The 24,388-nt window shown below is 39.1% G+C and carries 26 protein-coding genes; 4 read left to right on the forward strand and 22 right to left on the reverse strand.

What is annotated here, in order from left to right:
* Window positions 1–82 precede the first annotated feature (82 nt).
* The 6 genes from DV434_RS01120 to ccmA form a co-directional block, all read right to left on the reverse strand.
* Window positions 83–2,029: a heme lyase CcmF/NrfE family subunit gene (locus DV434_RS01120; RefSeq protein WP_118785935.1), complete on the reverse strand. Its 1,947-nt coding sequence runs from the start codon at window positions 2,027–2,029 to the stop codon at window positions 83–85.
* Entirely contained in the window at window positions 2,026–2,547 is a 522-nt protein-coding gene (gene ccmE, locus DV434_RS01125) for a cytochrome c maturation protein CcmE (RefSeq protein ID WP_005631161.1), read from the reverse strand. The genes DV434_RS01120 and ccmE overlap by 4 nt, the downstream gene beginning before the upstream one ends.
* The gene (gene ccmD, locus DV434_RS01130; RefSeq protein WP_005634314.1) at window positions 2,544–2,747 is read right to left on the reverse strand and encodes a heme exporter protein CcmD; all 204 of its coding nucleotides are present in this window, start codon (window positions 2,745–2,747) and stop codon (window positions 2,544–2,546) included. The genes ccmE and ccmD overlap by 4 nt, the downstream gene beginning before the upstream one ends.
* A gap of 132 nt (window positions 2,748–2,879) precedes the next feature.
* Window positions 2,880–3,617, reverse strand: a complete 738-nt coding sequence (locus DV434_RS01135) for a heme ABC transporter permease (RefSeq protein WP_118785934.1) — start codon at window positions 3,615–3,617, stop codon at window positions 2,880–2,882.
* A 59-nt stretch (window positions 3,618–3,676) separates the two neighbouring features.
* A complete protein-coding gene (ccmB, locus tag DV434_RS01140; RefSeq protein WP_005637214.1) occupies window positions 3,677–4,342 on the reverse strand; it encodes a heme exporter protein CcmB in 666 nt (221 codons plus the stop codon).
* A gap of 4 nt (window positions 4,343–4,346) precedes the next feature.
* Window positions 4,347–4,985, reverse strand: a complete 639-nt coding sequence (gene ccmA / locus DV434_RS01145) for a cytochrome c biogenesis heme-transporting ATPase CcmA (RefSeq protein WP_118785933.1) — start codon at window positions 4,983–4,985, stop codon at window positions 4,347–4,349.
* A gap of 261 nt (window positions 4,986–5,246) precedes the next feature.
* On the opposite strand from ccmA, the gene sodA reads away from it, so the two are divergent.
* Window positions 5,247–5,894: a superoxide dismutase [Mn] gene (gene sodA, locus DV434_RS01150; RefSeq protein ID WP_118785932.1), complete on the forward strand. Its 648-nt coding sequence runs from the start codon at window positions 5,247–5,249 to the stop codon at window positions 5,892–5,894.
* A 98-nt stretch (window positions 5,895–5,992) separates the two neighbouring features.
* Here sodA and cysK read toward each other — a convergent pair whose 3' ends face one another.
* Together cysK and cysZ are read right to left on the reverse strand one after the other, a co-directional pair.
* On the reverse strand, window positions 5,993–6,943 hold the full coding sequence (gene cysK / locus DV434_RS01155; protein ID WP_118785931.1) for a cysteine synthase A: 951 nt from the start codon (window positions 6,941–6,943) through the stop codon (window positions 5,993–5,995).
* A 99-nt stretch (window positions 6,944–7,042) separates the two neighbouring features.
* Entirely contained in the window at window positions 7,043–7,861 is an 819-nt protein-coding gene (gene cysZ / locus DV434_RS01160; protein ID WP_118785930.1) for a sulfate transporter CysZ, read from the reverse strand.
* A gap of 152 nt (window positions 7,862–8,013) precedes the next feature.
* On the opposite strand from cysZ, the gene zipA reads away from it, so the two are divergent.
* Complete coding sequence (zipA, locus tag DV434_RS01165; RefSeq protein WP_118785929.1) at window positions 8,014–9,000, forward strand: cell division protein ZipA; 987 nt, start codon at window positions 8,014–8,016, stop codon at window positions 8,998–9,000.
* A gap of 110 nt (window positions 9,001–9,110) precedes the next feature.
* Entirely contained in the window at window positions 9,111–11,129 is a 2,019-nt protein-coding gene (gene ligA / locus DV434_RS01170; RefSeq protein ID WP_118785928.1) for an NAD-dependent DNA ligase LigA, read from the forward strand.
* A 69-nt stretch (window positions 11,130–11,198) separates the two neighbouring features.
* On the opposite strand, the gene DV434_RS01175 is transcribed toward ligA, so the two are convergent.
* From DV434_RS01175 to DV434_RS01220, 10 genes are all read right to left on the reverse strand, one after another.
* Window positions 11,199–12,842, reverse strand: a complete 1,644-nt coding sequence (locus DV434_RS01175; RefSeq protein WP_118785927.1) for an ABC transporter substrate-binding protein — start codon at window positions 12,840–12,842, stop codon at window positions 11,199–11,201.
* 153 nt (window positions 12,843–12,995) lie between these two features.
* Window positions 12,996–14,384: an MDR family MFS transporter gene (locus tag DV434_RS01180; protein ID WP_118785926.1), complete on the reverse strand. Its 1,389-nt coding sequence runs from the start codon at window positions 14,382–14,384 to the stop codon at window positions 12,996–12,998.
* Window positions 14,381–14,896: a molybdopterin-guanine dinucleotide biosynthesis protein MobB gene (gene mobB, locus DV434_RS01185; protein WP_032828329.1), complete on the reverse strand. Its 516-nt coding sequence runs from the start codon at window positions 14,894–14,896 to the stop codon at window positions 14,381–14,383. The genes DV434_RS01180 and mobB overlap by 4 nt, the downstream gene beginning before the upstream one ends.
* A 153-nt stretch (window positions 14,897–15,049) precedes the next feature.
* Window positions 15,050–15,271 (reverse strand): hypothetical protein, encoded by a 222-nt coding sequence (locus tag DV434_RS01190; RefSeq protein ID WP_118785925.1) that lies wholly within the window; start codon window positions 15,269–15,271, stop codon window positions 15,050–15,052.
* Window positions 15,272–15,383: 112 nt separating this feature from the next.
* Window positions 15,384–15,818, reverse strand: a complete 435-nt coding sequence (locus DV434_RS01195) for a SoxR reducing system RseC family protein (RefSeq protein ID WP_118785924.1) — start codon at window positions 15,816–15,818, stop codon at window positions 15,384–15,386.
* Window positions 15,812–16,585, reverse strand: coding sequence for a class I SAM-dependent methyltransferase (locus tag DV434_RS01200; protein WP_118785923.1), 774 nt, complete (start codon window positions 16,583–16,585; stop codon window positions 15,812–15,814). Before DV434_RS01200 ends, DV434_RS01195 begins: the two co-directional genes overlap by 7 nt.
* Window positions 16,567–17,658: a tRNA (uridine(54)-C5)-methyltransferase TrmA gene (trmA, locus tag DV434_RS01205; RefSeq protein WP_118785922.1), complete on the reverse strand. Its 1,092-nt coding sequence runs from the start codon at window positions 17,656–17,658 to the stop codon at window positions 16,567–16,569. The genes DV434_RS01200 and trmA overlap by 19 nt, the downstream gene beginning before the upstream one ends.
* 143 nt (window positions 17,659–17,801) lie before the next feature.
* Window positions 17,802–18,137 (reverse strand): MaoP family protein, encoded by a 336-nt coding sequence (locus DV434_RS01210; RefSeq protein ID WP_118785921.1) that lies wholly within the window; start codon window positions 18,135–18,137, stop codon window positions 17,802–17,804.
* A 61-nt stretch (window positions 18,138–18,198) separates the two neighbouring features.
* Window positions 18,199–18,816 (reverse strand): thiol:disulfide interchange protein DsbA, encoded by a 618-nt coding sequence (dsbA, locus tag DV434_RS01215; protein ID WP_118785920.1) that lies wholly within the window; start codon window positions 18,814–18,816, stop codon window positions 18,199–18,201.
* 12 nt (window positions 18,817–18,828) lie between these two features.
* A complete protein-coding gene (locus DV434_RS01220; RefSeq protein WP_118775509.1) occupies window positions 18,829–19,095 on the reverse strand; it encodes a YihD family protein in 267 nt (88 codons plus the stop codon).
* A gap of 64 nt (window positions 19,096–19,159) precedes the next feature.
* Here DV434_RS01220 and mobA point away from each other — a divergent pair, with 64 nt between their 5' ends.
* Complete coding sequence (mobA, locus tag DV434_RS01225) at window positions 19,160–19,750, forward strand: molybdenum cofactor guanylyltransferase MobA (RefSeq protein ID WP_118785919.1); 591 nt, start codon at window positions 19,160–19,162, stop codon at window positions 19,748–19,750.
* A gap of 21 nt (window positions 19,751–19,771) precedes the next feature.
* Here the strand turns inward: mobA and DV434_RS01230 are convergent, their stop codons facing one another.
* The 4 genes from DV434_RS01230 to nadN form a co-directional block, all read right to left on the reverse strand.
* Complete coding sequence (locus DV434_RS01230; RefSeq protein ID WP_118785918.1) at window positions 19,772–20,632, reverse strand: Dam family site-specific DNA-(adenine-N6)-methyltransferase; 861 nt, start codon at window positions 20,630–20,632, stop codon at window positions 19,772–19,774.
* A 10-nt stretch (window positions 20,633–20,642) separates the two neighbouring features.
* Window positions 20,643–21,722, reverse strand: coding sequence for a 3-dehydroquinate synthase (aroB, locus tag DV434_RS01235; protein ID WP_118785917.1), 1,080 nt, complete (start codon window positions 21,720–21,722; stop codon window positions 20,643–20,645).
* A gap of 19 nt (window positions 21,723–21,741) precedes the next feature.
* The gene (gene aroK / locus DV434_RS01240; RefSeq protein ID WP_005626436.1) at window positions 21,742–22,284 is read right to left on the reverse strand and encodes a shikimate kinase AroK; all 543 of its coding nucleotides are present in this window, start codon (window positions 22,282–22,284) and stop codon (window positions 21,742–21,744) included.
* 286 nt (window positions 22,285–22,570) lie between these two features.
* The gene (gene nadN / locus DV434_RS01245) at window positions 22,571–24,382 is read right to left on the reverse strand and encodes an NAD nucleotidase (protein ID WP_118785916.1); all 1,812 of its coding nucleotides are present in this window, start codon (window positions 24,380–24,382) and stop codon (window positions 22,571–22,573) included.
* Between the last annotated feature and the right edge of the window lie 6 nt (window positions 24,383–24,388).

Below are 24,388 nucleotides of genomic sequence, written 5' to 3' on the forward strand. Positions count from 1 at the left end.
AAGTGACTGAGGGGGGATATCGTAATCCCCCTTCCGCCCTTCGGGCACCTTCCCCCGCAAGCAGGGGAAGGCAAGAATAAAATTATTTCTTCAACAACGCATTAAACCGATAGCGTCGATCGAACATACACAACAATCCACCTAACGCCATAAACAAGCCGCCAATCCAAATCCAGCGAATAAATGGCTTGTAATATAAGCGTAACGCCCAAGAATTATCCTCAAGTTTTTCACCAAGTGCCACATAAAGGTCACGAGTTAAACCACCAGCAATGGCGGCTTCCGTCATAGACATCCGACTTACTGTGTAAAAACGTTTTTCTGCGAATAAACTTGCCTCTGGTTGCCCATCTTTCGAAATATCAATTTGCGCTTTTCCACCAACATAATTTGGACCATTCGCATCCGTCACTCCGGCGAATTTAAAATCGTAACGACCAATTTGTGCACTTTCGCCGACTTTCATTCGAACATCACGTTCTACGCTGAAGTTTTGGCTAAATGCGATACCCCAAACAGTCATTGCTACGCCTAAGTGAGCTAACATCATTCCCCAATGAGAACGAGATAGTTTACGTACGCCCACAAAGAATGGTTCACGATGTGTCGCACGTTGTTGTAATTCGTAAAGCGCAAGTAACGCGATAATCACCGTCATCATTGAGCCAAGCACCGAACTCACGGTAATTTTATCTTGCAAGAAGTAAGGTAACGCAAAACCTGCAATCACCATAACAAATACGCTGATAACAACAGGCGTACGAATTGCAGAAAATTGGTCTCTACGCCATTTCACCAAAGGTCCAATACCAAGCAATAATGCAAATGGTGTCATAATAATTAAGAACATTTGATCAAAGAATGGCGCACCAATGGAAATAGAGCCTAAACCAAGTTGTTTGTGAATAAGTGGTAACAACGTTCCTAAGAATACAACGCAAAGTGCGGTCATTAAGAAGATATTATTTAATAACAACATACTTTCGCGTGAATAGCGTTCTGCATTATCACGAGAGCGAATTTGACTGCCTTTATACGCATAGAGCGCAAGCGAACCGCCAATCACCACAACGAGGTAAGCCAAAATATACAAACCACGAGTTGGATCCGATGCAAATGCGTGAACTGAAACTAAGATGCCGGAACGAACTAAAAACGTACCGAGTAAACAAAGTGAAAAGGCTAAAATCGCAAGTAATACCGTCCAAGCTTTGAAAGAACCACGTTTTTCTGTCACAGAAAGAGAGTGAATCAATGCTGTTCCCGCAAGCCAAGGCATAAACGAGGAGTTTTCCACTGGATCCCAGAACCACCAGCCACCCCAGCCAAGTTCATAATAAGCCCACCAAGAACCGAGTACGATACCTAAAGTTAAAAACACCCAAGCAGCAAGCGTCCAAGGACGTGACCAACGCGCCCAAGCTGAATCTAATTTTCCCGTCATTAAGGATGCTATCGCAAACGCAAATGCGACCGAAAAACCAACATAGCCCATATAAAGTAATGGAGGGTGGAAAATCAAGCCTACATCTTGCAACATTGGATTGAGCTCTTTTCCGTCCACTGGGAAATCAGGGAAAGTACGCGTAAAAGGGTTTGAAGTGAACAAGACGAACAACACAAAACCGACGCTAATAATCCCCATAATACCAAGCACGCGAGCAACCGCTTCTTGAGGTAAATGTTTACTCAATAAAGCAACGGCAGATGACCAAACAGCAAGTAACCAAATCCACAGCAATAAAGAACCTTCATGAGAACCCCATACGGCAGATAAACGATAATAAATAGGTAAAGCCGTATTAGAGTTATTCACCACATACTGCACACTAAAATCATTTACTGCGAATAAATAAAATAACGCAGCAAAAGCGATGCTTAAACTTGCAAATAAACCATAAGTCATTGGGCGAGCTAATGCCATTAATTGTGCATTGCCCTTTTCTGCCCCCCACAAAGGGAAAATCGCCAACATAAGCGATACGGCTAAACTTAAAGCCAGCGCATAATTTCCTAATTCAGCAATCATTTTGCGCCTTCTTTTTCTTGACGATCACGTGTACTTTCGCCTTTTAAATCCGCATCACCAATCCCCATCGGTTTATGCACTTTTTGCATTTTTTCACCTAATTCTGGTGGCACATAATTTTCATCGTGTTTAGCCAATACTTCTGTCGCGGTTAAAACAGTTGGCTGAGTTAATACACCTTGAGCCACAATACCTTGTCCTTCGCGGAAAAGATCCGGCAAAATGCCTTCATATTCAACAGTGATCGCAGGGCCAATATCATTTAAATCGAACCGCACTTTTAAGCTTTTTGGATCACGCACTACCGTGCCTTCAACCACCATACCGCCAACACGAATACGCTGCCCTACTTCAGGTTTTTGATTCGGGTTATTATCCTTACCTTGAATCACTTCAGATGGCGTATAAAACAAGTCGATATTTTGACGTAACGCATACAGCATTAATCCACTTGCAATAGCAATGCCGAGCACAACAAAAATGACTAATTTAAATCTGGATTTACGTCTTGGATTCATAGTGTGTTCCCTTTATTTGCTTGTTGTAAACGTTCTTCGCGTTGTTGCTCACGCAATACATTTTGTAACACTGTCTTGCGTTGTTTTACACTTTGAACAATTAAGGCAATAACTGCCACTAAACTTACTGCATAGGATAACCATACGTAAAAACCGTAGCCACCCATATTAAAAAAATCACTCCAAGTTTGGAAAAACATAAAATATTCCTTATTTTTACCCTAGGGTAGGTATACCCTAGGTTAGTAAAAGTACTACCCTTTTAAGGTAGATTAAACGTTCCCCAAAGGGGAATCATTTTATATTAACCGTGGGTATACCTACCCACGGAATTAGATATTCTTTACAAGTTCTTTAACCCAAGGACGTTTCGCATCTTCTTTCAATAATTCCACGCGATAACGAACTAAGGTAAGCCAAATATACAAGGTTAAAAAACCGAAGATACACAAAATTAATGGAACCAACATTGGAATTGCAATGGATGGTTTTTCCAGTTTAGTGATACTCGCACCTTGATGTAACGTGTTCCACCATTCCACAGAAAAATGAATAATCGGTAAAATCACGACCGTTGTAATGCATAAAATCCCAGCCGCTTTTGCCCCTACGTTACGATCTGAAAAAGCAGAATAAAGCGCTAAAATCCCAAGATAAAGAAAGAATAAAATCAATTCTGCAGTTAAGCGAGCATCCCACACCCACCAAGTGCCCCACATTGGTTTACCCCAAATTGCACCCGTAACAAGCGATAAGAAAGTAAACAATGCACCAATTGGCGCCATTGCAATCATTGCGAGATGAGCTTGCTTAATTTGCCACACAAGGGCAACCACAGCTGCAATCGCCATTGAACCGTACACCCCCATTGACCAAATCGCTGTCGGTACATGCACGTACATAATTCGGAAACTATTACCTTGTTGGTAATCTGCTGGGGCGAATGCTAAGCCCCATACAATGCCGACACCGAGTAAAATAAGCGTTAAAAATGCGAATAGCGGACTCAATTTACCGCAGATACGATATTGAGTTTCGGGTTTTGCATAAGGATGTAGCCACTTCCACATAAAAAAATCCTTAAAAATTAAAGAGAAAAACCACCGCACTTTTATGCGGTAGAATGAAATTAATTATCTAAACTAATTCGCAGTGCCGCTGCGATGGCAAAAGGCGAAAGCGTTACAGCGCCAACCATCATGGCACCTAAAATCGCCAGTTGTCCCCCATAAGGTACATTTAAGCCTGCAGCCTCTAATACTGATGACGCAAAAATCAAAACAGGAATAAACAACGGAACAACAAGCAAACTCAACAACACGCCACCTTTTCGCAATCCCACCGTTAAAGCGACGCCAATTGCACCGATACAACTCAATACAGGAGTGCCCAGTAACAATGTCAAAACCAATGCCCACCAAATATTGACCTCAAGAGAAAGCAACAAAGCAGCAATAGGTGATAGCAAAATAAGTGGCAAGCCAGTGAGCAACCAATGTGCAACGACTTTAGCCAAAGCCGTCATCGGCAAAGGCTGTGCGGTTAACATTAATTGTTCAAGAGAACCATCAATAAAATCATCACGAAACAAACGTTCAAAAGAAAGCAATGCTGAAAGTAATGCGGCTACCCATGCGATACCCGGTGCGATACGAGAAAGTAATTTAGGATCCGGCCCAATAACAAGTGGAAACAAGGTAATCACAAGCAAAAAGAACCATAGCGGATTTAAAATTTCCGCATTTTTGCGCATCGCAATTTGAAGTTCTCGTTTAATTATCTCTAAAAAAATCATTAAGTTATTCCGCTTTATAAGCCGCTAAATTTAATTTTTGCAGATGAGAACTAGGTACTTCTTGGTGGCTGGTCAACAACACAATACCACCTCGTTGAGCATGCTCATCAAAAAGTGCGGTTAAAATTTCTACGCCTTTTTTATCAATCGCAGTAAACGGCTCATCTAAAATCCATAAGGGCGCTTGAGACAGCCATAAGCGACCTAATGCAATACGTTTTTGTTGCCCTGCAGAAAGTTGTGCGGCGGGCAAATCTTCACGACCTAACAATCCCACTTTCTCAAGCAAATCCCACAAAATATCAGTATTTTGTTCCGCTTGACTAATTCGTTGATAAAACTGCAAATTTTCCCACGCGGTTAATTCTGGTTTTACGCCTGAAAGATGAGCTAAATAAAGCAAATTCTGATGATACTGTTCGCGTTGTTTAGAAATTGCTTCAGCATTCCACAGCACTTCGCCTTCTAAAGGTTGGGCTAAACCCGTAAGAATACGTAATAAACTGGTTTTACCTATGCCGTTATGCCCTTCAATTTGCACAAAATCACCGCTATTAAAATCGCAAGTCAAAGCACGAAAAAGTACGCGCTCACCACGTTGGCAGGATAAATTTTGCAGAGATAACTTGTGTGGTTCAAACATAATTGCAAAGGGAAAATAAAAAGTGGCGGTATTCTATCACAAGAGAAATATTTGACGAGATTTTAGCCCCCAAAACAAATAACCATTTAGGTGTAGATCGATAGGTTTATTGATTTAAAACAAGGTTTAATAAATTCGTCTATTAATGCAAAAGGAAAAACATTTAATGATCTAAATCAAAATTTTTGCTATTATTTGCCCAATTTTGGTTATAGACCAAAACCCTCAACGAAATTTGTCTTTACATAGAAGGAATAAATTATGGCTTACACTCTACCTGAATTAGGCTATGCCTATGATGCATTAGAACCACATTTCGATGCGCAAACAATGGAAATCCACCATAGCAAACACCACCAAGCGTACGTAAACAATGCAAACGCAGCATTAGAAGGTTTACCGGCTGAATTAGTGGAAATGTGCCCAGGTCAATTAGTTTCTAACCTTGACAAAATTCCTGCAGAAAAACGTGGCGTATTACGCAATAACGCAGGCGGTCATGCAAACCACAGCTTATTCTGGAAAGGTTTGAAAAAAGGCACAACCTTACAGGGAGCATTAAAAGATGCTATTGAACGTGATTTCGGTTCTGTAGATGCATTTAAAGCAGAATTTGAAAAAGCAGCAGCAACTCGTTTCGGTTCAGGTTGGGCGTGGTTAGTATTAACTGCTGAAGGTAAATTGGCAGTGGTATCAACAGCAAACCAAGATAACCCATTAATGGGTAAAGAAGTAGCTGGTTGTGAAGGTTTCCCACTTTTAGGTTTAGACGTTTGGGAACACGCTTACTACTTAAAATTCCAAAACCGCCGTCCAGACTACATTAAAGAATTCTGGAACGTGGTAAACTGGAATTTCGTTGCAGAACGTTTTGAACAAAAAACAGCACACTGCAACTGCGCAAAATAATCAATATTGAAGAAGCCTAGCAAACGCTAGGCTTTTTTGTTTTCAGATATGCCAAATACAAAAATGCGGTGAAAACTCACCGCACTTTATTTTTTTATTTATCCCTCAATCCCTTCAAATAGTGCTGTGCTTAAATAGCGCTCTGAAGCAGAAGGCAAAATAACAACAATGAGTTTATCAGTAAATTCTGGTAATTTAGCTAGGCGATCTGCAGCCGCGACAGCTGCACCAGATGAAATACCTGCAAGAATGCCTTCTTCCGCCATTAAGCGACGAGCTGTGGCAAGTGCGGTATCACTATCAACAGTTTCGACACGATCAATAATAGATAAATCTAAATTTTTTGGAATAAAACCAGCACCGATGCCTTGAATTTTGTGTGGGCCTGGTTTTGCTTCTTCGCCCGCTAAAGTTTGAGTAATAACCGGTGATTCCACTGGTTCAACCGCAACAGAAGTGATTTGTTTACCAAAATCTAATTTAATCGCGCGAGAAATACCCGTAATGGTGCCGCCTGTTCCTACACCAGCAACAACAACATCGACTTTGCCATCCGTATCTTTCCAAATTTCAGGGCCTGTTGTTTCTCGATGAATTTGTGGGTTAGCTGGATTTTCAAATTGTTTAAGCATGACGTAGCGGTTTGGATCAGAAGCAACAATTTCTTCCGCTTTCGCAATCGCGCCTTTCATTCCTTTTGCGCCTTCGGTAAGCACTAAATTCACACCCAATCCGCGCAATAAGCGTTTTCTTTCTAGGCTCATTGTTTCCGGCATGGTGAGCGTGATTTTATAACCTCTAGCGGCTGCAACATAGGCCAAAGCAATACCAGTGTTACCGCTCGTTGCATCTACAATTTCTTTCCCTTTTGTGAGTGCGCCATCTTTTTCTGCTTGCCACACCATATTCGCCCCAATGCGGCATTTTACGCTGTAGCTTGGGTTACGACCTTCAATTTTCACGACAACATTGCCGTTATGACCAAAGTGTTTTAAACGCACAAGTGGCGTATTTCCGATAGAATAAGAATTGTCTGCATAAATTGTCATAATATTTCCCTTTTGTTGGACTTCGTTAGTGTTGGTTTATTTATAGCACCGCACTTTTGATTAAAAAAATAGTTATTTGATCTATTTTATAACCGCAAGCTATTTAACAATCCCTGTATTTTCTGAACGAACTTCAAGCCCTGTTTGAGCGGAGGAAGGTCTATTCATATTAAAGCGTAAGTCATTACGATAATTTTCCACCCACATCACCGTCGCACCACATACTGCAACAGGCATAATTAATAAATTAATCACAGGCACAAATGTACAACAAGTTACTAATCCACCAAAAGTTAGACTTTGAGTTCGTTGATTACCAAGCGCATTTTTCATGATATCAAAAGAAACTTTATGATTATCAAAAGGATAATCACAATATTGAATTGCCATCATCCAACAAGTGAACAAGAAAGTAAGTACAGGCACGATGGTTTGCCCAACCAAAGGAATAAAACTCAGTAAAAACAAGGCGATAATTTTTGGTAGGCTATAACGTAATTTTTGCCACTCTCGAGCAAGTATACGAGGCACATCTCTCATTACATCCACGAGACTATCATCATTAATATTTTCACCTGTCAGCATTTTTTCTACTTTTTCCGCCAACAACCCATTAAAAGGGGCGGCAATAAAACCAGAAAGCGTAGTGAAGGTAAAATAAAAGAGCAATAAAATCGTTAAAATTGACAGGGTTAACAAAATTACACTGAGAAAACTAAGCCAGTCTGGAATAAAATTCATCACCCAATCAATAGCACTCGTGATTTGGCTAATAAAAAGCCAAAACAAACCACAGAGCAAAATAGTATTGAGCAAAATTGGAATAATAACAAACCGACGCAAACCTTTTTGTGTGATGTAATGCCAGCCCATTACAAAATAATGGAAACCAGATTTTAATTCATTGGGGTTCAACATTTTTCTTTCCTTTCAATAAAAATACGCCTGAAACAGACCGCTCTTTTCCCTTAAAATTCCACGCATCGAAGTATTTTTTCACCTACTGAAATATGGTAGGATTAGCGCCATTAATAGCATTCTCGCTGGACTATCACGCGTAAGGAATAAAGATGGATTTAAATACAATTTTGATTATTGTAGGCATTTTGGCACTTGTTGCCTTAATCGTGCACGGATTATGGTCAAATCGTCGTGAGAAATCAAAATATTTTAATAAAGCCAATAAATTTGACCGCACTTCTCATGTGCAAAGATCCCATACGCAAGAAGAAACGATACCAACAAATGCTAATTTGTCTCACGCCACTACAGCGCAAGCAAACGCACCAATTCGTCATCAAGTCATGCCTAATGTAGCAGTAAATCAAGAACCTGTTGATTATAGACAAAGTGAAAAAAGCGTCGATGACATTAAGATTTCGATTCCAAATGTTCAACCTGTTTATGATATGGGAAATCGTCGTTCTGAGCCGTTAAAGCCGACTCAACCACAATATGATATGCCGACATCAAATAGCGTTGCGAATATGACATTGGAACAAATTGAAGAACAAAGCCAAAATGCTAGTTTCGATGGAATTAATTCATCATCACCAGAATTAAGAGCGCAACTTGCGGAATTAGCTCACGAAGAACGTCAAGTGGACTACAACGTATCTTTTAATGAACCAAAAGCAGAAACTACAACTAAACCTAAACAAAAAACTGGCTATATTCAACTTTATCTTATTCCAAAATCTAGCGACCAATTTAACGGTGCAAAATTAGTACAAGCACTTGAAAACTTAGGGTTTATCTTGGGTGAGGATGAGATGTATCACCGTCACTTAGATTTAAGTGTGGCAAGCCCCGTTCTCTTTAGCGTGGCAAATTTAGAGCAACCAGGAACATTCGATGCTTACAACTTAGTGGATTTTAGCACGATGGGAATTGTATTCTTTATGCAACTGCCATCACCAGGTAATAATCTCGCTAATTTACGAATGATGATCCGCGCTGCTCATACATTAGCCGAAGATTTACAAGGCATAGTGCTTACTGAAGAACAAGAAATCTTTGATGAAGATGCAGAGCAAACATATCTTGCTCGCGTGTAAATTCATACCTTAAATTTACCGCACTTTTATCTTTATTGAGACAGGCTTTATGCCTGTCTATTTTCACTCTAAACAAGCAAAAAGTGCGGTCATTTTTCCCCGAGAATTTTATGACAAATATTCAAACTCAAATAGACAATCTACGCAAAACCTTGCGCCAATATGAATACGAATATCACGTTCTAGATAATCCAACCGTGCCTGATAGTGAATATGATCGTCTATTTCATCAGCTAAAAGCGTTAGAACTAGAACATCCTGAATTTCTTACTTCAGATTCCCCAACTCAACGTGTGGGTGCAAAACCACTTTCTGGGTTTAGCCAAATTCGTCATGAAATTCCCATGCTCTCTTTAGATAATGCTTTTTCCGATGAAGAATTCAATGCCTTTGTAAAACGCATTGAAGATCGTTTAATCGTATTACCTAAACCACTTACCTTCTGTTGTGAACCTAAACTTGATGGTTTAGCCGTGAGTATTTTATATGTAAATGGCGTGCTCACCCAAGCAGCCACTCGTGGTGATGGCACCACAGGCGAAGATATTACAGCCAATATCCGTACTATTCGTAATATTCCATTACAACTTCTAACGGACAATCCTCCAGCACGTTTAGAAGTGCGAGGCGAAGTTTTTATGCCACACGCCGGATTTGAGCGTTTAAATGAATATGCGCTAGAACATGGTGAAAAAACTTTTGCTAACCCTCGTAATGCTGCGGCAGGTTCTTTGCGCCAGCTTGATCCAAATATTACAAGTAAACGCCCATTGGTATTAAATGCTTATGGTATTGGAATTGCTGAAGGCGTTGAACTGCCAAACACTCATTATGCTCGTTTGCAATGGCTAAAATCTATCGGTATTCCAGTGAATCCAGAAATTCGTTTATGTAATGGTACAAATGAAGTTTTAGATTTTTACCGAGATATTCAAAATAAACGAAGCTCGCTGGGTTATGACATTGATGGAACGGTATTAAAAATCAATGATATAGCCTTACAAAATGAGCTAGGATTTATTTCTAAAGCACCTCGTTGGGCGATTGCTTATAAATTCCCCGCCCAAGAAGAATTAACTGTGCTGAATGATGTTGAATTCCAAGTAGGTCGAACGGGTGCAATTACACCAGTCGCTAAATTAGAGCCAGTATTTGTTGCAGGTGTTACAGTAAGCAATGCCACCCTACACAATGGTGATGAAATTGAACGTTTAAATATTGCCATTGGCGATACTGTTGTCATTCGTCGAGCAGGCGATGTGATTCCACAAATTATCGGCGTATTACATGAACATCGCCCTGATAATGCTAAACCAATCATTTTCCCGACAAACTGCCCTGTGTGCGACTCTCAAATTATTCGTATTGAAGGCGAGGCAGCGGCTCGCTGTACAGGAGGATTATTCTGTGCAGCACAACGCAAAGAGGCGTTAAAACATTTTGTCTCTCGTAAAGCCATGGATATTGATGGTGTGGGTGGAAAATTAATAGAACAATTAGTCGATCGCGAACTGGTTCATACACCAGCGGACTTATTTAAACTGGATTTAACTACGCTCACACGCTTAGAAAGAATGGGCACAAAATCTGCAGAAAATGCGCTCAATAGTCTTGAGAAAGCCAAAAGCACGACGCTTGCTCGCTTTATCTTTGCTTTAGGCATTCGTGAAGTGGGTGAAGCCACAGCATTGAATCTTGCTAATCACTTCAAAACCTTAGATGCGCTTAAAGCCGCTGATCTTGAGCAACTTCAACAAGTACCTGATGTAGGTGAAGTCGTGGCAAACAGAATTTTTGTATTCTGGCGTGAAGCGCATAATGTTGCCGTCGTTGATGATTTAATCGCACAAGGCGTACATTGGGAAACCGTGGAAGTGAAAGAAGTAAGTGAGAACTTATTCAAAGATAAAACCGTCGTCCTCACTGGCACTCTCACTCAAATGGGTCGCAATGAAGCAAAAGCATTACTACAGCAGCTAGGTGCAAAAGTAAGTGGCTCTGTTTCCAGCAAAACGGACTTTGTCATCGCGGGTGACTCAGCTGGCTCTAAACTCACCAAAGCGCAGGAACTAAGTATTACAGTATTAACAGAAGAAGAATTTTTAGAGCAGGTTAATCTTTTAAATTAGTTAAATTAGAATCATATAAATAAAAAGGCCCTTACGAAATAAGGGCCTAAAAAACTGAAATGGTATTAATTATTTACCATCAACACTCACACCATAGAACGCATCATAGCCAAACGGGCTTTGTACATAGCCTTTTACGCGTGGACTAAGTGGTGCAAAACCTACGGAATGCGCCACTGGAATCCAAGGTGCTTGATTATGAATGATAACTTGCGCTTGTTTATAAAGTGCGGTGCGTTCTTCCTTATTTGTTAATCCGATTGCTTTATCTAGTAATGCATCAAACTCTGGATTTTTAAAACGAGCCATATTGGAATTACCCGCATTAGAACTTGCCAATAATGGAGATAAGAAGTTATCAGGATCACCATTATCACCAGACCAACCAAAGATACCAGCAGTTAACTCACCCGCTTTTGCACGTTTTTGATAATCCGCCCATTCATAGGTAACAGGGTTGGTTTTTACACCTACTTTCGCCCAGTCCGCCATAATAAGTTCAGCCATACGTTTTGGATTTGGGTTAGATGCACGTACAACAGGTTGAATCCAAAAATCAGTTTCAAAACCATTTGGGTAACCCGCTTCTGCTAAAAGTTGTTTTGCTTTTTCTGGATCGTACGGATAATCTTGAACTTCATCGTTGTAACTCCAAATTGTTGGAGGAAGTGGATTTTTAGCTGGTGTACCTGCGCCTTGGTAAACCGCGTCAATAATCGCTTTTTTATCCACTGCATAATTCAACGCCTGACGAACTTTGACATTATCAAACGGTGCTTTTTCGGTATTGAATGCGATATACGCTACGTTCAAACCTTTTTGTTCCAAAAGTTGTACTTTTGGATCTGTTTTCATTTTGGCTAAATCCGCTACATTCGGGAATAAAATTAAATCACAAGAGCCAGCCTGTAATTTTGCATAACGTGTTGTCGCATCTGGCACAATATTGATAACTAAACGATCCAATGGCGTTCTACCCTTCCAATAATTTTCATTTGCGACATATTGAGCGGCTTGATCCGTTTTGTAATCAACAAAAACAAATGGCCCCGTTCCCACTGGGCGATTATCAATTGTTTCTGGCTTACCTGCTTTCAGCATTGCATCCGCATATTCTGCGGAATAAATAGAAATAAAATCCATGCCTAAACTTGCTAAGAAAGTCGCATCTTTCCTGTTCAAGGTAATACGAATTGTGTTGTCATCCACTTTCTCCACAGATTTTAACAACTCAGGGAATTTCATTGCTTTGAAATATGGATAAGTCCCTTTAGATACATTGTGATATGGATGATTTGGATCTAACTGACGTTGGAATGAAAACACGACATCATCCGCATTAAAATCACGTGTTGGGGTAAATTCTTTTGTTGTATGGAATTTAACACCTTTTCTTAAATGGAATGTATAAGTTAAACCATCATCGCTGATTTCCCAGCTTTCAGCTAAAGCAGGTTCAATATCCGTTGAGCCTTTTTTAAATTCAACTAAGCGGTTATACACTTGTTGTGAACTGGCATTATAAGATGTTCCCTCCATCACAAGTGCAGGGCTAAACCCTAAAGGTGCTTTTGCTGTACAGTAAACGAAAGTATTGTTAGATGCAGATTTGGTTTCAGCTTGTGCGGTCGGTTTATTTGCTGAACCTGATTGATCGCAAGCTGCTAATACAAGTGTTGCAGCTGCAAGAGTTAGTGTTGCTTTTAGCTTCATGATAGTTCCTCACTTTGTTGGCAGGGATTTATTCGAGCATTGTCATATAACCAAGATGCTAGATAAATCCTATCTAAAATAAATGTTTAATAAGATATAAGCAAATGTCGTTTTTTTTAAATAAAAAAATCCTATGGATTATAACAAATTAATCTAAGGATTCTTCCGTAAATGATCGCCATCATGTTTATGTAATTTCATAAGCGACCAAACTAAGGCGATTGCAAAAAGTGATGAGGTTAAGAAAGTATAGCTAAAAGCCTGTTGTAAACCATCACTTGTGCTAAAGAAATGTCTATAGAGATTTAGAATTATCGATGAAATAGCAATACCAAATCCAATCCCAACTTGCTGCACAATACTTAATACTGTAGAACCTGTGCCTGCCTGTTGTTTTGAAAGATCGCCTACAGTCAACGTATTAATTGAAGTGAAAATTATCGACATGCAAGCACCGTACCACATAAGATTACAAATAATCCAAGTCAGAGAACTTTGTTGATCTAACCAAGCCATTGAAATCACAGAGCCAGCCATCAAAAGTGCGGATGAAATTAGCGTTGTTTTATAGCCCCAACGATTTAAAATTCGTCCAATTAATATTTTCAAAATCACCGAAATTAACGCAATCGGTGCTAATAGCCAGCCTGACATTTCAGCACTGTAACCGAAAGATAATTGGAACATCAAAGGCAATAAAAAGGGAACGCCAGATGCAGATAATCGGATAAAAATATTGGCAATAATGCCTAATCTGAATGTACGAGTGCGGAAAAGGGATAAAGGTAAAATGGCATCTCCATTGTTTTTGGCATAGCTACAATAAGCCACGAGTAACAGAACACCAACAACTAATACGCTATAGGTTGTAATTACACTATGCTGGCTTTCACCGAGTAAATCCAAACCAAGTGTGATGCCGACTAACCCTAATGCAAACAGTAAAAAACCTGTCCAATCTAGTTTCTCTGCTTCGCCTTTAATGTTACTCATCACGCTGCCCGATGCCAAAATCCCTAGTGCACCAATTGGAATATTAATTAAAAAAATCCAGTGCCAGCTGGCGTGAATGACTAACCATCCACCTAAAATAGGCCCTAGAATTGGTCCGATCAAACCTGCAGTTGCCATTAAATTCCAAGCATTCACTAATTGTTGTTTCGGGACAGCTTGAATAATAGCTAAACGCGCAACAGGCATCATAAATGCTCCGCCTATTCCCTGAATCACTCGAGCTAAAATTAAATTTTCTAAATTAGGGGCAGCAGCACAAGCGATAGATCCTAAAATAAACGTAAAAACTGCAGTGCGAAAAACGGTCAATGTCCCAAATTTTGCCGCAGCCCAAGCGGTAAGAGGAATAAATAATGCAACGGCTAAAGAATAAGCAATAATCGCCATTTGCATTTCAAAGGCGGGCTTATGTAAATCGGAGGATATCGCTGGTAAGGCAGTATTAAGAATGGTAGCATCTAGGCTTTGCATAAAAAGCGCCATTGCTGCTACCCAAGCTAAACCGCGATAGGCATTGGATTCAGTCATCGTGCTCCGTGAAAATGGTGCAACCAATTTTCAATAAAATCGGCAATTTGCGGAATGCGGTTAATATCCAACAAAGTGCGGTCAATTTCAAGGGGATAATTCGTTGCAACTGCGAGCACATATTCGTCAATTTCGGGTAAAGGTTTTGTCATTTCCTGACGATGAAGCAAAATCTTTGGAATTGGCTCTTGTTTAAAGCCTTCCACCAACACTAAATCCGTTAAAGTGCGGTCAAATTGTTGTGCTAAATAATCCAATGAAACAGGTTTTGGTGTTTCCGTCATGATAGCCCAGCGTTCATCATTCGCTAAAATGACTTGAGAAGAACCAGCCTCTTTCATACGCCAACTATCTTTTCCTTCCTTATCAACTTGCATATTGTGATGACTATGTTTAATCACTGAAACGCGAATGTGACGAGCGATAAGTTCTGGGATAAGTTTTTCTAACAATGTTGTTTTACCACTACCACTATAACCGGTAATTCCAAGTAAAGGAATCTGATTGTTCATAAAAATAACCTTAAAAATCACCGCACTTTAGATACGGAAAACCCCGAAAGATCGGGGTTAATAAATTAAGAATGTTTTGCTACATAATTGGCAAAAATAAGTCCACCGATAGCAAGAAGAGCAACAATGCCAAGCCCTATAGTAAGCCACATATTATTTTCCCTCCACTAATTGACGAAATTTACGCCCCATTACGAGACAAACATAAGTAATAATGAGCAAAAAACTAATATTTAATCCTTTTAGGAAAAGCGGTTGCTCGCCATAAAGTATAACAGGCATTGCTAGAATAGCAACTTTTGCCACATCATCACTAAGTTCTGACCAAGCCTCTAAAGAACTTTTCTCAATGGGTAATTTAAATAAATTCAGCATAGTTTCTCCGATGAATAAAAGAGAAATTTTGCTGAAATAGAAAGGGAATTTCTCAACTAGCTTTATAGTTTGCGATCTAGATCGCAGAAATAATAAAAAGCGAATAAAAAACTTAAGACAATACGCGCAATAAAACTGGTTGAAATTCTGTTTGTTGCCCTAATTTTCTGCTAGAAGATTTTACAAAAATGAAAGAAAGTGCGATTAATCCAAAGATTAAAATTGCACGCAAGATTTCATTGTGGCTGATGTAATCAGACAACATCGTCGCAATCAATAAGGTCAAAAGCGGTACAACATACATCAATAATGCCGACAACAACATTGACTTTTCTTCTAATCCAATTTCAACAATTTGACCTTCGCGTAATGGCATTAATGTGCCCACATTAAAAATATGCTCGCCACGTTTGCCGTTTAATTCGGAAAGGCTTGATGTTCCACAACTGTTTTTAGCTGCGCATTGGCCACAGGCACTTTGGGATTGGCATTTCACTTTGGCAATACCATTTTCATAGCTAATAACAACGGCACTTTCTCTTAGCATTGTGATGCTCCCATATAAATATCAAAGCGATGATTTTTCGTTTCACGGCTAAAGTGCGGTTGTTTTCCACAAAGAAATTCCGCATAGTCAGGACGCTTCACGACCACACGTTTTTTAGCGAGTTGTAGTGCAGGTAAAAGTAATTCATCGGCATCTAAATCTGATCCAACTAAATGCTGGAATACGCGCATTTCTTTTTTTACTAACGCAGATTTTTGTTTATGCGGATACATTGGATCGAGATAAACCACATCGGCATAATCAGCATTAGGATCAAGTTCATTAATATGGTGAACATTCAGCAAGCGAAAATTTTGTTGCAACATCTCACCGATTTCCTCATCTTGATAAGCACGATTTAAACCATCTTGTAGAAGTAAAAAAACAACAGGATGGCGTTCCACTAAACGAACTTGGCAGCCAATCGAGGCTAGCACAAAGGCATCACGCCCTAGACCTGCTGTTGCATCAATAACCGTTGGCAATTCCGAACCTTTAATTCCTACCGCTTTTGCTATGGCTTCACCGCGACCACCACCGAATTTACGGCGGTGAGCCATTGTGCCTCCTACAAAATCAACATAAACCGCCCCGAGTTTAGGTTCGTCTAATTTACGAAGCTCTAAACGTTCATCGGTTTGAACAAGTGCAAGTGTGCTTTGTTCATTATGAATAATGTTGTGTTCAGCACAAAGTGCGGTTAATTCTGCTAATGTTTTTTCTGTCGATTCAGAAATCAGTTGAATACCTACTTGCGAATGAGCCATACGCCGCTTTCCATGTGGTCAGTGTAAGGGAATTGGTCAAATAACGCTGCTTTTTCAATGCGGTGCGTTTTTGAAAGTTCAACAAGATTATCGCACAGCGTATGTGGATTACAGGAAATATACAAAATACGATCATAATTTTGTACGAGTTTCACTGTATCAGGATCAAGCCCAGCGCGAGGAGGATCAACAAAAATGGTATTACATTCATAAGATTTTAAATCAATCCCTTTCAAGCGATTAAAGGCTCGAACCCCATTCATTGCCTGCGTAAATTCTTCTGCCGACATACGGATAATTTGTAAATTATCGACTTTATTTTCAGCAATATTAAATTGTGCGGCGGCTACGGAAGGTTTGGCGATTTCTGTTGCCAATACCTTGCGGAAATTCTGTGCAAGTGCAATAGAAAAATTACCGTTTCCGCAGTAAAGTTCTAATAAATCACCTTCACTATTTTGGGTACAATCAATTGCCCATTCAAGCATTTTGCAGTTTACCGTTGCGTTTGGCTGGGTAAAACTATTCTCGACTTGGCGATAGACATAATTTCTGCCATTCACAGGTAAAACTTCATCCACATAATCTTGCTCAAAACAGATTTTTTGTTTACTTGCACGCCCGATTATTTGCACATCAAAACCTTGCTTTTCGAGTAAATCTTTCAAATTTTTAGCCGCACTTTCCCATTTCTCAGTGAGTGTTTTATGATAAAGCAAGCTCACAATAATCTTATTACTCAAGGTGCTAAGGTAATCAATTTGGAATAATTTTTTGTGTAGCACTTCTTGTTGTTTTAACAAAGGTAATAAGGTTTGCATCATGCGATTAATCAGCGTGCTAGCGATTGGAAATTCATCCACGCGATAACGCTGCAACGTCGCTTGATCAAACATAATATGGTAAAAATCATCTTGCTCATGCCAAATACGAAACTCCGCACGCATGCGATAATGACTTGTTGGAGAGTCAAAAACTTGAATATCAGGCGCATTGAAAGGGCGCAAAAGTGCAGTTAATTTTTCAAGTTTTTTTTGTAGCAGTTCGTTGTATTGAGAAATCGGTAATTGCATAGAAATTAGTATTCATAGGGCGTATGAAGACGAATCGTTCATACAAAGATAGGAGAATAAAGTTATCAGCCGTGAATTACTCGTGATTTCACAAGATATTCAAAAACAAAAGGCAGACTTCCGCCTGCCTTATTTAACGTATCTTATTCGCCGGAATAATCTTCACCGCCAGAGGCAGCCTCACTCACATCACCAGATAAGGTGTAAACACGTTTTTTAGTGTTAATACGAGTACGATATTTATGCCAAGTTTTTTCAAAGAAAGTCTCTGCTGCGCGCTCACCACGGCAAAAAGCGACAAAATCTTTTTCTTCTTTAGTCGCTGGCTCACGTTCCCCTAGGTCTAGTGCTTTGAACGCTTGGCCATATTGCTCAAGCACCTGTGATTCTTTGATTGTGTAATCACCGTGACGGGAAAAACCACGTGGGTAGTTTTTGTCGTCAAAGAAACGACGCGTTACGCTAAAACTTGCAGCCATAATATTCTCTCTTCTTTCATTAATATTTACAAAATAGGGCAGGCATTAAACCAATTTTTCGTTATTTTTGCAATAAACCTTTTACGGTTTGCACATAATCTTTCACGAAATCATCGTAATTTAACCCTTCAGGGTTTACACGGAATTTTCCATTTACATAAAAATCAGGTACGCCACGTACTTTAAATTGTTCTGCGGCATTCACTTGTTTATTCACCAAACCATTCACGGCAAAACTATTAATGCCACCATCAAATTGCTCGACAGTTACACCATTCGATAAGAAAATAGCTCGAATATCATCCATCGATTTTAAGGCATCCTTTTGAGCCGCTTCAAATAATGGTGCCTTTACCTTACTTTCTGCCCCCAATGCCATTGCTAACGCCCAAGCTCGCGTTAAGTTTTCAGACTGGCGACCTAAGAAATTTACATGATATTGTTTAAATTTCACGTCTTTTGGTAAAGCATCTGCGACTTGTTGTGGAATTTTGTATTCCATTTCAAAGGCGTAACAATGCGGGCAGTAGAATGAGAAAAACTCAATCACTTCTTTTTGTTGTGAAGCCTGTTGGCTCACTTGAACATATTGTTTGCCTTCTTGTAAATCTTCTGCAAAACTGTTTACAGACATAAGCGTGCTGATACCTAAACCTAACGCAAGTAATACTTTTTTCATTTGCTTTCCTTCTTATTTAATGATACCGCGAGCACGGAGCAATGCGGTTTTAAAATCTTCTTCGTAATCTTTTTTGAGACCAGGAATTGGCTCATGTTTATCTGTACCATCCATTTTTAACTGATAAATAATCACTTCATCAGTTAATTCATTTAATGGCTTTTGGAAACCTGATTCATTGGCAATTTTTTGCAAAATTTCCATTAAGCTCAAATCCGGGTCTTTAGACCAATAAGGGTGTAAAAGTTCCAAAACTTCATTTAAACGCTTACATTTCATTGCTATTTCCTTTTTAATCGTAAAAAATAAGCAAATGATACTTGAAATAACGATAGATTAAAATATGACAATTACAATAAGCGCGGTAATTTTGGCTGGTGGCAAAGCACGCAGAATGGGCGGGCAAGATAAAGGATTACAGATTTTGGGCAAACAATCTTTAATTCAACATGTTATTTATCGCTTGCAACCACAAATTCATCAGATTTCAATTAACGCTAACCGAAGTCAAACAGAATATGCAAAATTTGGCTTTCCCGTTTTTTCAGATGAACTGCCCGATTTTCAAGGGCCATTAAGTGGCATGCTAACAGCCCTAGAAAAGACAAAAAGTGACTTTATCCTTTTTGCGCCTTGCGATACGCCTTTTTTCCCAACTAATCTTTTAGATAAACTCAAAAGTGCGGTTAAAAATGACCGCACCTTAATTGCGTATGCTTGCGATGAAGAACGTGAACATCCCGTTTTTTGTTTAATGTCCGTTCAGCTAAAAGAAAAATTGCGACACTATTTAGCATCGGGTGAACGACGCCTTTTACAATTTATGAAAGAAAATGGCGGGATTTCAGTAAAATTCACGCAAGAAGAAGGTAACTTCGAGAATTTTAATACGCTGGATGATTTAAAGAAAAACAGTAATCTAATCGATAACTAGCAAAAGTGCGGTTTATTTTTATTATTTACGGGCTCCAAATATCGCAATCAATTCTTTCACTTTTACGCGTTTTTCTGAATTCTGACTAATAGAACGTTGGACTTTTACCCGTTTAAATTTTGCACCGTTATAAATTTCACGCGTAAATTTAGTATCGTGATTCGAGATCAATATCGGAATTTGTTTTTCTTTTTGTATAGATTTCACTAAATCTGCCAAAGCACGTTGCTGCATCAGACCAAACTCATTGCCCGCATAACCAGTAAAATTAGTATCCTGTTGTAGCGGAGCATAAGGCGGATCACAATAGATCACCGAATCTTTATCGGCAAATTCAAAAGTTTTTTGAAAATCACAGCATAAAAACACCGCACTTTGCGCTTTATGAGCGAAATAACGTAATTCATCCTCTGGAAAATAATGAGTTTTGTAAGCACCAAAAGGTACATTAAATTCATTTTTGCTGTTATAACGGCATAATCCATTAAAACCAAAACGGTTCAAATACAAAAAAATAATCGAACGTTCGAAAGGATCCGTAGAAGCATTAAATTGACGACGTTTAGCATAGTAATAATCGGACGTATTGGCATCATCAGCGAAGAAAATCGGCTTACAAGCTTCAATATAACCCTCTACATTTTCTTTAACAATATTGAATAGATTGATTAAATCAGGGTTGATATCTGCCAAAATATAGCGTTCGAAATTAGAATTAAGAAATACTGCTCCAGCGCCCACAAATGGCTCAATTAAGCAGTTTTTTTTGTTTGGAAAGGCCTTATTTATGTCGTCCGTTAAACGAAATTTTCCCCCCGCCCACTTTAAAAATGGACGGTGTTTTAACTTAGGTTTTAAAGATTGTTTTTTCGGACGTAACATCTTAATCCGTTTAAGTACAACGACGAATTGCGTTTAACACGAGGGTATGATCAGTATCATTCGCCACATAAGCTTGGCCTAGAGATTTGAGTAGCACCAGACGCAATTTACCCGCTAGAACTTTTTTATCACGCATCATATGCGGTAAATAGTCCTCCGGCTGCATCGTATCCGGTGATACGGTGGGCAAATTGGCACGAGCAAGTAATTTTTCAAGGCGAGACACATCTGCAATAGAAATATCTCCAAGTTCTTCCGAAAGCGCCGCTGCCATCATCATTCCCGTTGAAACAGCTTCGCCATGAAGCCAGTTTCCATAACCTAAGTGAGTTTCAATGGCATGACCAAAAGTGTGCCCAAGATTGAGCAATGCACGGTCACCCTTTTCTGTTTCATCTCTCGCGACCACATCCGCTTTAATTTGACAACAACGAGAAATACAATGTTGAAGCGCCTCAGGATGCAAAGCGACAAGTTCATCAATATGTTGTTCTAGCCATTCAAAAAATTCGTAATCTAAAATGGCACCATATTTGATAACTTCGGCAAGACCCGCGTTTACTTCACGTTTAGGAAGCGTATTAAGCGTGAGCGTATCAATAATAACCATTGATGGCTGATAGAACGCGCCTATCATATTTTTGCCTAATTCATGATTAACCGCCGTTTTACCGCCCACTGAAGAATCCACTTGTGAAAGCAATGTGGTTGGAATTTGAATTAAACGCACACCGCGCTGATAACTTGCCGCAGCAAATCCCGCAACATCGCCAATTACACCGCCGCCCAATGCAATAATCGTAGTATCTCGTCCATGATTACCTTGCAAAAGTGCGGTGAAAATTAAGTTTAAAGATTCAAGCGTTTTGTATTTTTCGCCATCTGGCAATAAAACATGATCGACCACGCAACCACGTTTTTCCAACGCATAGATGACTGTATCAAGATAAAACTGTGCGACCATGGGATTCGTTACAATCATCACGCGATCCCCACGCTTAATCGGGTAACTACGTTCATCTTGTAACAATCCGCTACCAATTAAAATAGGATAGCGACGCTCTTGCAATTCCACATTGACGCACAGCATAATTTATCCTTAGGTGTGTTTAAAGTGCACCATTCAATCCATTCATATTATCAATTAAATCAACAATTTGATTTACCATTACTTTGGCATTTTGCTCATCGGTTGGCAAAGTGATGTCCGCAATTTCTTCATAAAGCGGATTACGAATTTTTGCTAAATCTTCCAATACTTGACGAGGATTCTCTGCATCTTGGAGCAATGGACGTTTTTTATCACGTTGAGTACGTTGGAATTGTTTTTCCACCGTTGTTTCCAAATAAATCACAATGCCACGCGCAGATAAATAATTACGGCTCTCTTTGGAAAGTACCGCGCCCCCACCAGTTGAAAGCACTATGCCTTGCATTTGAGTAAGCTCATTAATAATGCGTTCTTCACGCTTACGGAAGCCTTCTTCACCTTCCAAATCAAAAATCCAGCTAATGTCCGCGCCAGTACGCTCTTCAATCACTGCATCGGAATCAATAAAATCCATATTAAGCTGTTGTGCTAATTGACGACCGATAGTGCTTTTACCTGCACCCATTGGTCCCACTAAAAAAATATTACGTTTTTCCGCCATTGTTCTTTTCTAATTAAATTAAAGGTGAAATAAAAATTTGATCTTTCTAACAAAAATACACTGTCTAAAACAAATTTGACTACTTGAAAGATCTCCCCAAAAATGGTCTAGATTATCGCAATAAACCACCCTATTTTTCAACCTTTCTAGGGAATTTATTTTCCACGAGAAACTATTCAAGTGTGGAATAATCAAGATTCTCAATCATCTATAACATCTTAAAGCAGCAAACTCATAACAAAAATAGCGCGTTAAGTACGCGCTATTTTTAGTCTAGTTTTCAATTTTATTTTTTAGGTAACGCATCAGTTGAAGCATTAAATTTCACATTTGATGAAGTGTAAGCCTCAAAGTGAGGATGTTTTTTCATAAATTTAATGAAACTTTCCGCATCAGGCAAGTATGTATCAACGCCTTCATATTTAGGATCGTTAAATAATTTACCAAAAGTTTTATAACCATCTTTACCGCTAGCTACATAAGCATTGGTACCAACGAGATAACGTTTATTATCATCAATCGGTTCCCATTGCTGGGTTTGTTTATTCAAGACTTCCACGCTGACTAAACGTTTACCTTCTGCATTTGGTGTTTCATTCGCTTCGTAACGAATGCCAGCGCCATAAGGGAATGCGCCTGTAGAGCCATCCACTAAAGCAAATTGCATTGCATCTTCAAGTACTTGTTTCACTAACGAACCTTCCATTTTATAGGTATATAACGTATTCCCGAAAGGTAAGAAAGTATAAGCATCATTAAAGGTTACATTGCCTGGTAAAATATCTGCGCGTACACCGCCAGCATTTTGAATAGTTAAATCCACTGTTTTAAGTTCGTTATACATTGTTTCTGCAATAAAACGCGTTGCAATAGAACCTTCTGGATTAGATCCTGCTTTATTTGGGATACGGTTTGCTGAACCACCCGGCATTGCAGAACCAGTGATAACACCCACAATTTCTTGTGCTAAGCGATCTTTTTCACTTTTATATTTAGCAATAAGCTTATCGGTTTTTGCATCGTGATCATCAAGTGAAATACTTTTCATTGATTTTAAAGTATCAAGTGATTTTTTACGTTCATCGCCAGCTAATTCAGCCCATTTACCTTCCGCATTTTTCACTTGAAGTTTATGAGAACTCATTAACACATGAGGAATTTTACGAGTAATAGACGCAATACCTTCAGGACTGAATTTAACACCTAAATCCCCCACCACAGCAGAATAAGCCCAACCTTCCATTACAAATACCGGTTCGCCATTCGGATTTTTAAATTCAAGAGGATATTCATAGATTACTGGCAATTTTAAACCACGTAATTCATCATTTCCGTATAAATAATGTGAATCCCCAGTAACAATCACATCAATATCATTCACTTTTTGCGCGATTTCGATATTTTTTTCACTACCGGCGTGTGAAAGTAAGATGATTTTATTAATACCTTGTTGTTTTAGCGCATTTGCCATAATTTGTGCAGTAGCAATTTCATCATAGAACTTCACATCCTTACCTGGTGAAGAGGAATTAACCGTTTTATTCACGGTATCTAAACCGATAATAGCAATTTTTTCTCCATCCACAGTAAAAATATCGTAAGGTTTCCATTTGTTATATAAAATTGAATTTTTATCAGGAATAACATTGGCTGAAAGTACTGGAATTTTTAATGGCTCGAGTAGTTTTAATAAACCTTCATTACCTGCATCAAATTCATGATTACCCAAAGTAAAATAATGGAAATTACCAGCATTCATGACAGCCGCATCAGCGGAGCCACCAAAAAGGGTGAAATACAGCGTACCGGTAATCGCATCACCAGCATGCAGTACTAATGGATTTTTGTATTTTTTACGCAATTCGTTAAGTTTTGCATTGACAGCAGAAAAACCACCAATATCCACTTTGGTTTGCTGACCATTTAAATTAATCCGTGTTTCGTGCGGTTCTAAATAAGAATGGTGATCATTGATATGCAAAATACTTAATTCCACTGCTTTGTGAGCTTGTGGTGCCTCGTTGGCAAGAGCTGCACTAGTGAAAAGCATCGCGAATGCACTGAGTGCAAAGGTGGCTGATTTTTTGGATAAAAGCATAAAAAC

The sequence above is a fragment of the Haemophilus haemolyticus genome, assembly GCF_003493685.1.
Taxonomy (GTDB): Bacteria; Pseudomonadota; Gammaproteobacteria; order Enterobacterales; family Pasteurellaceae; genus Haemophilus; species Haemophilus haemolyticus_O.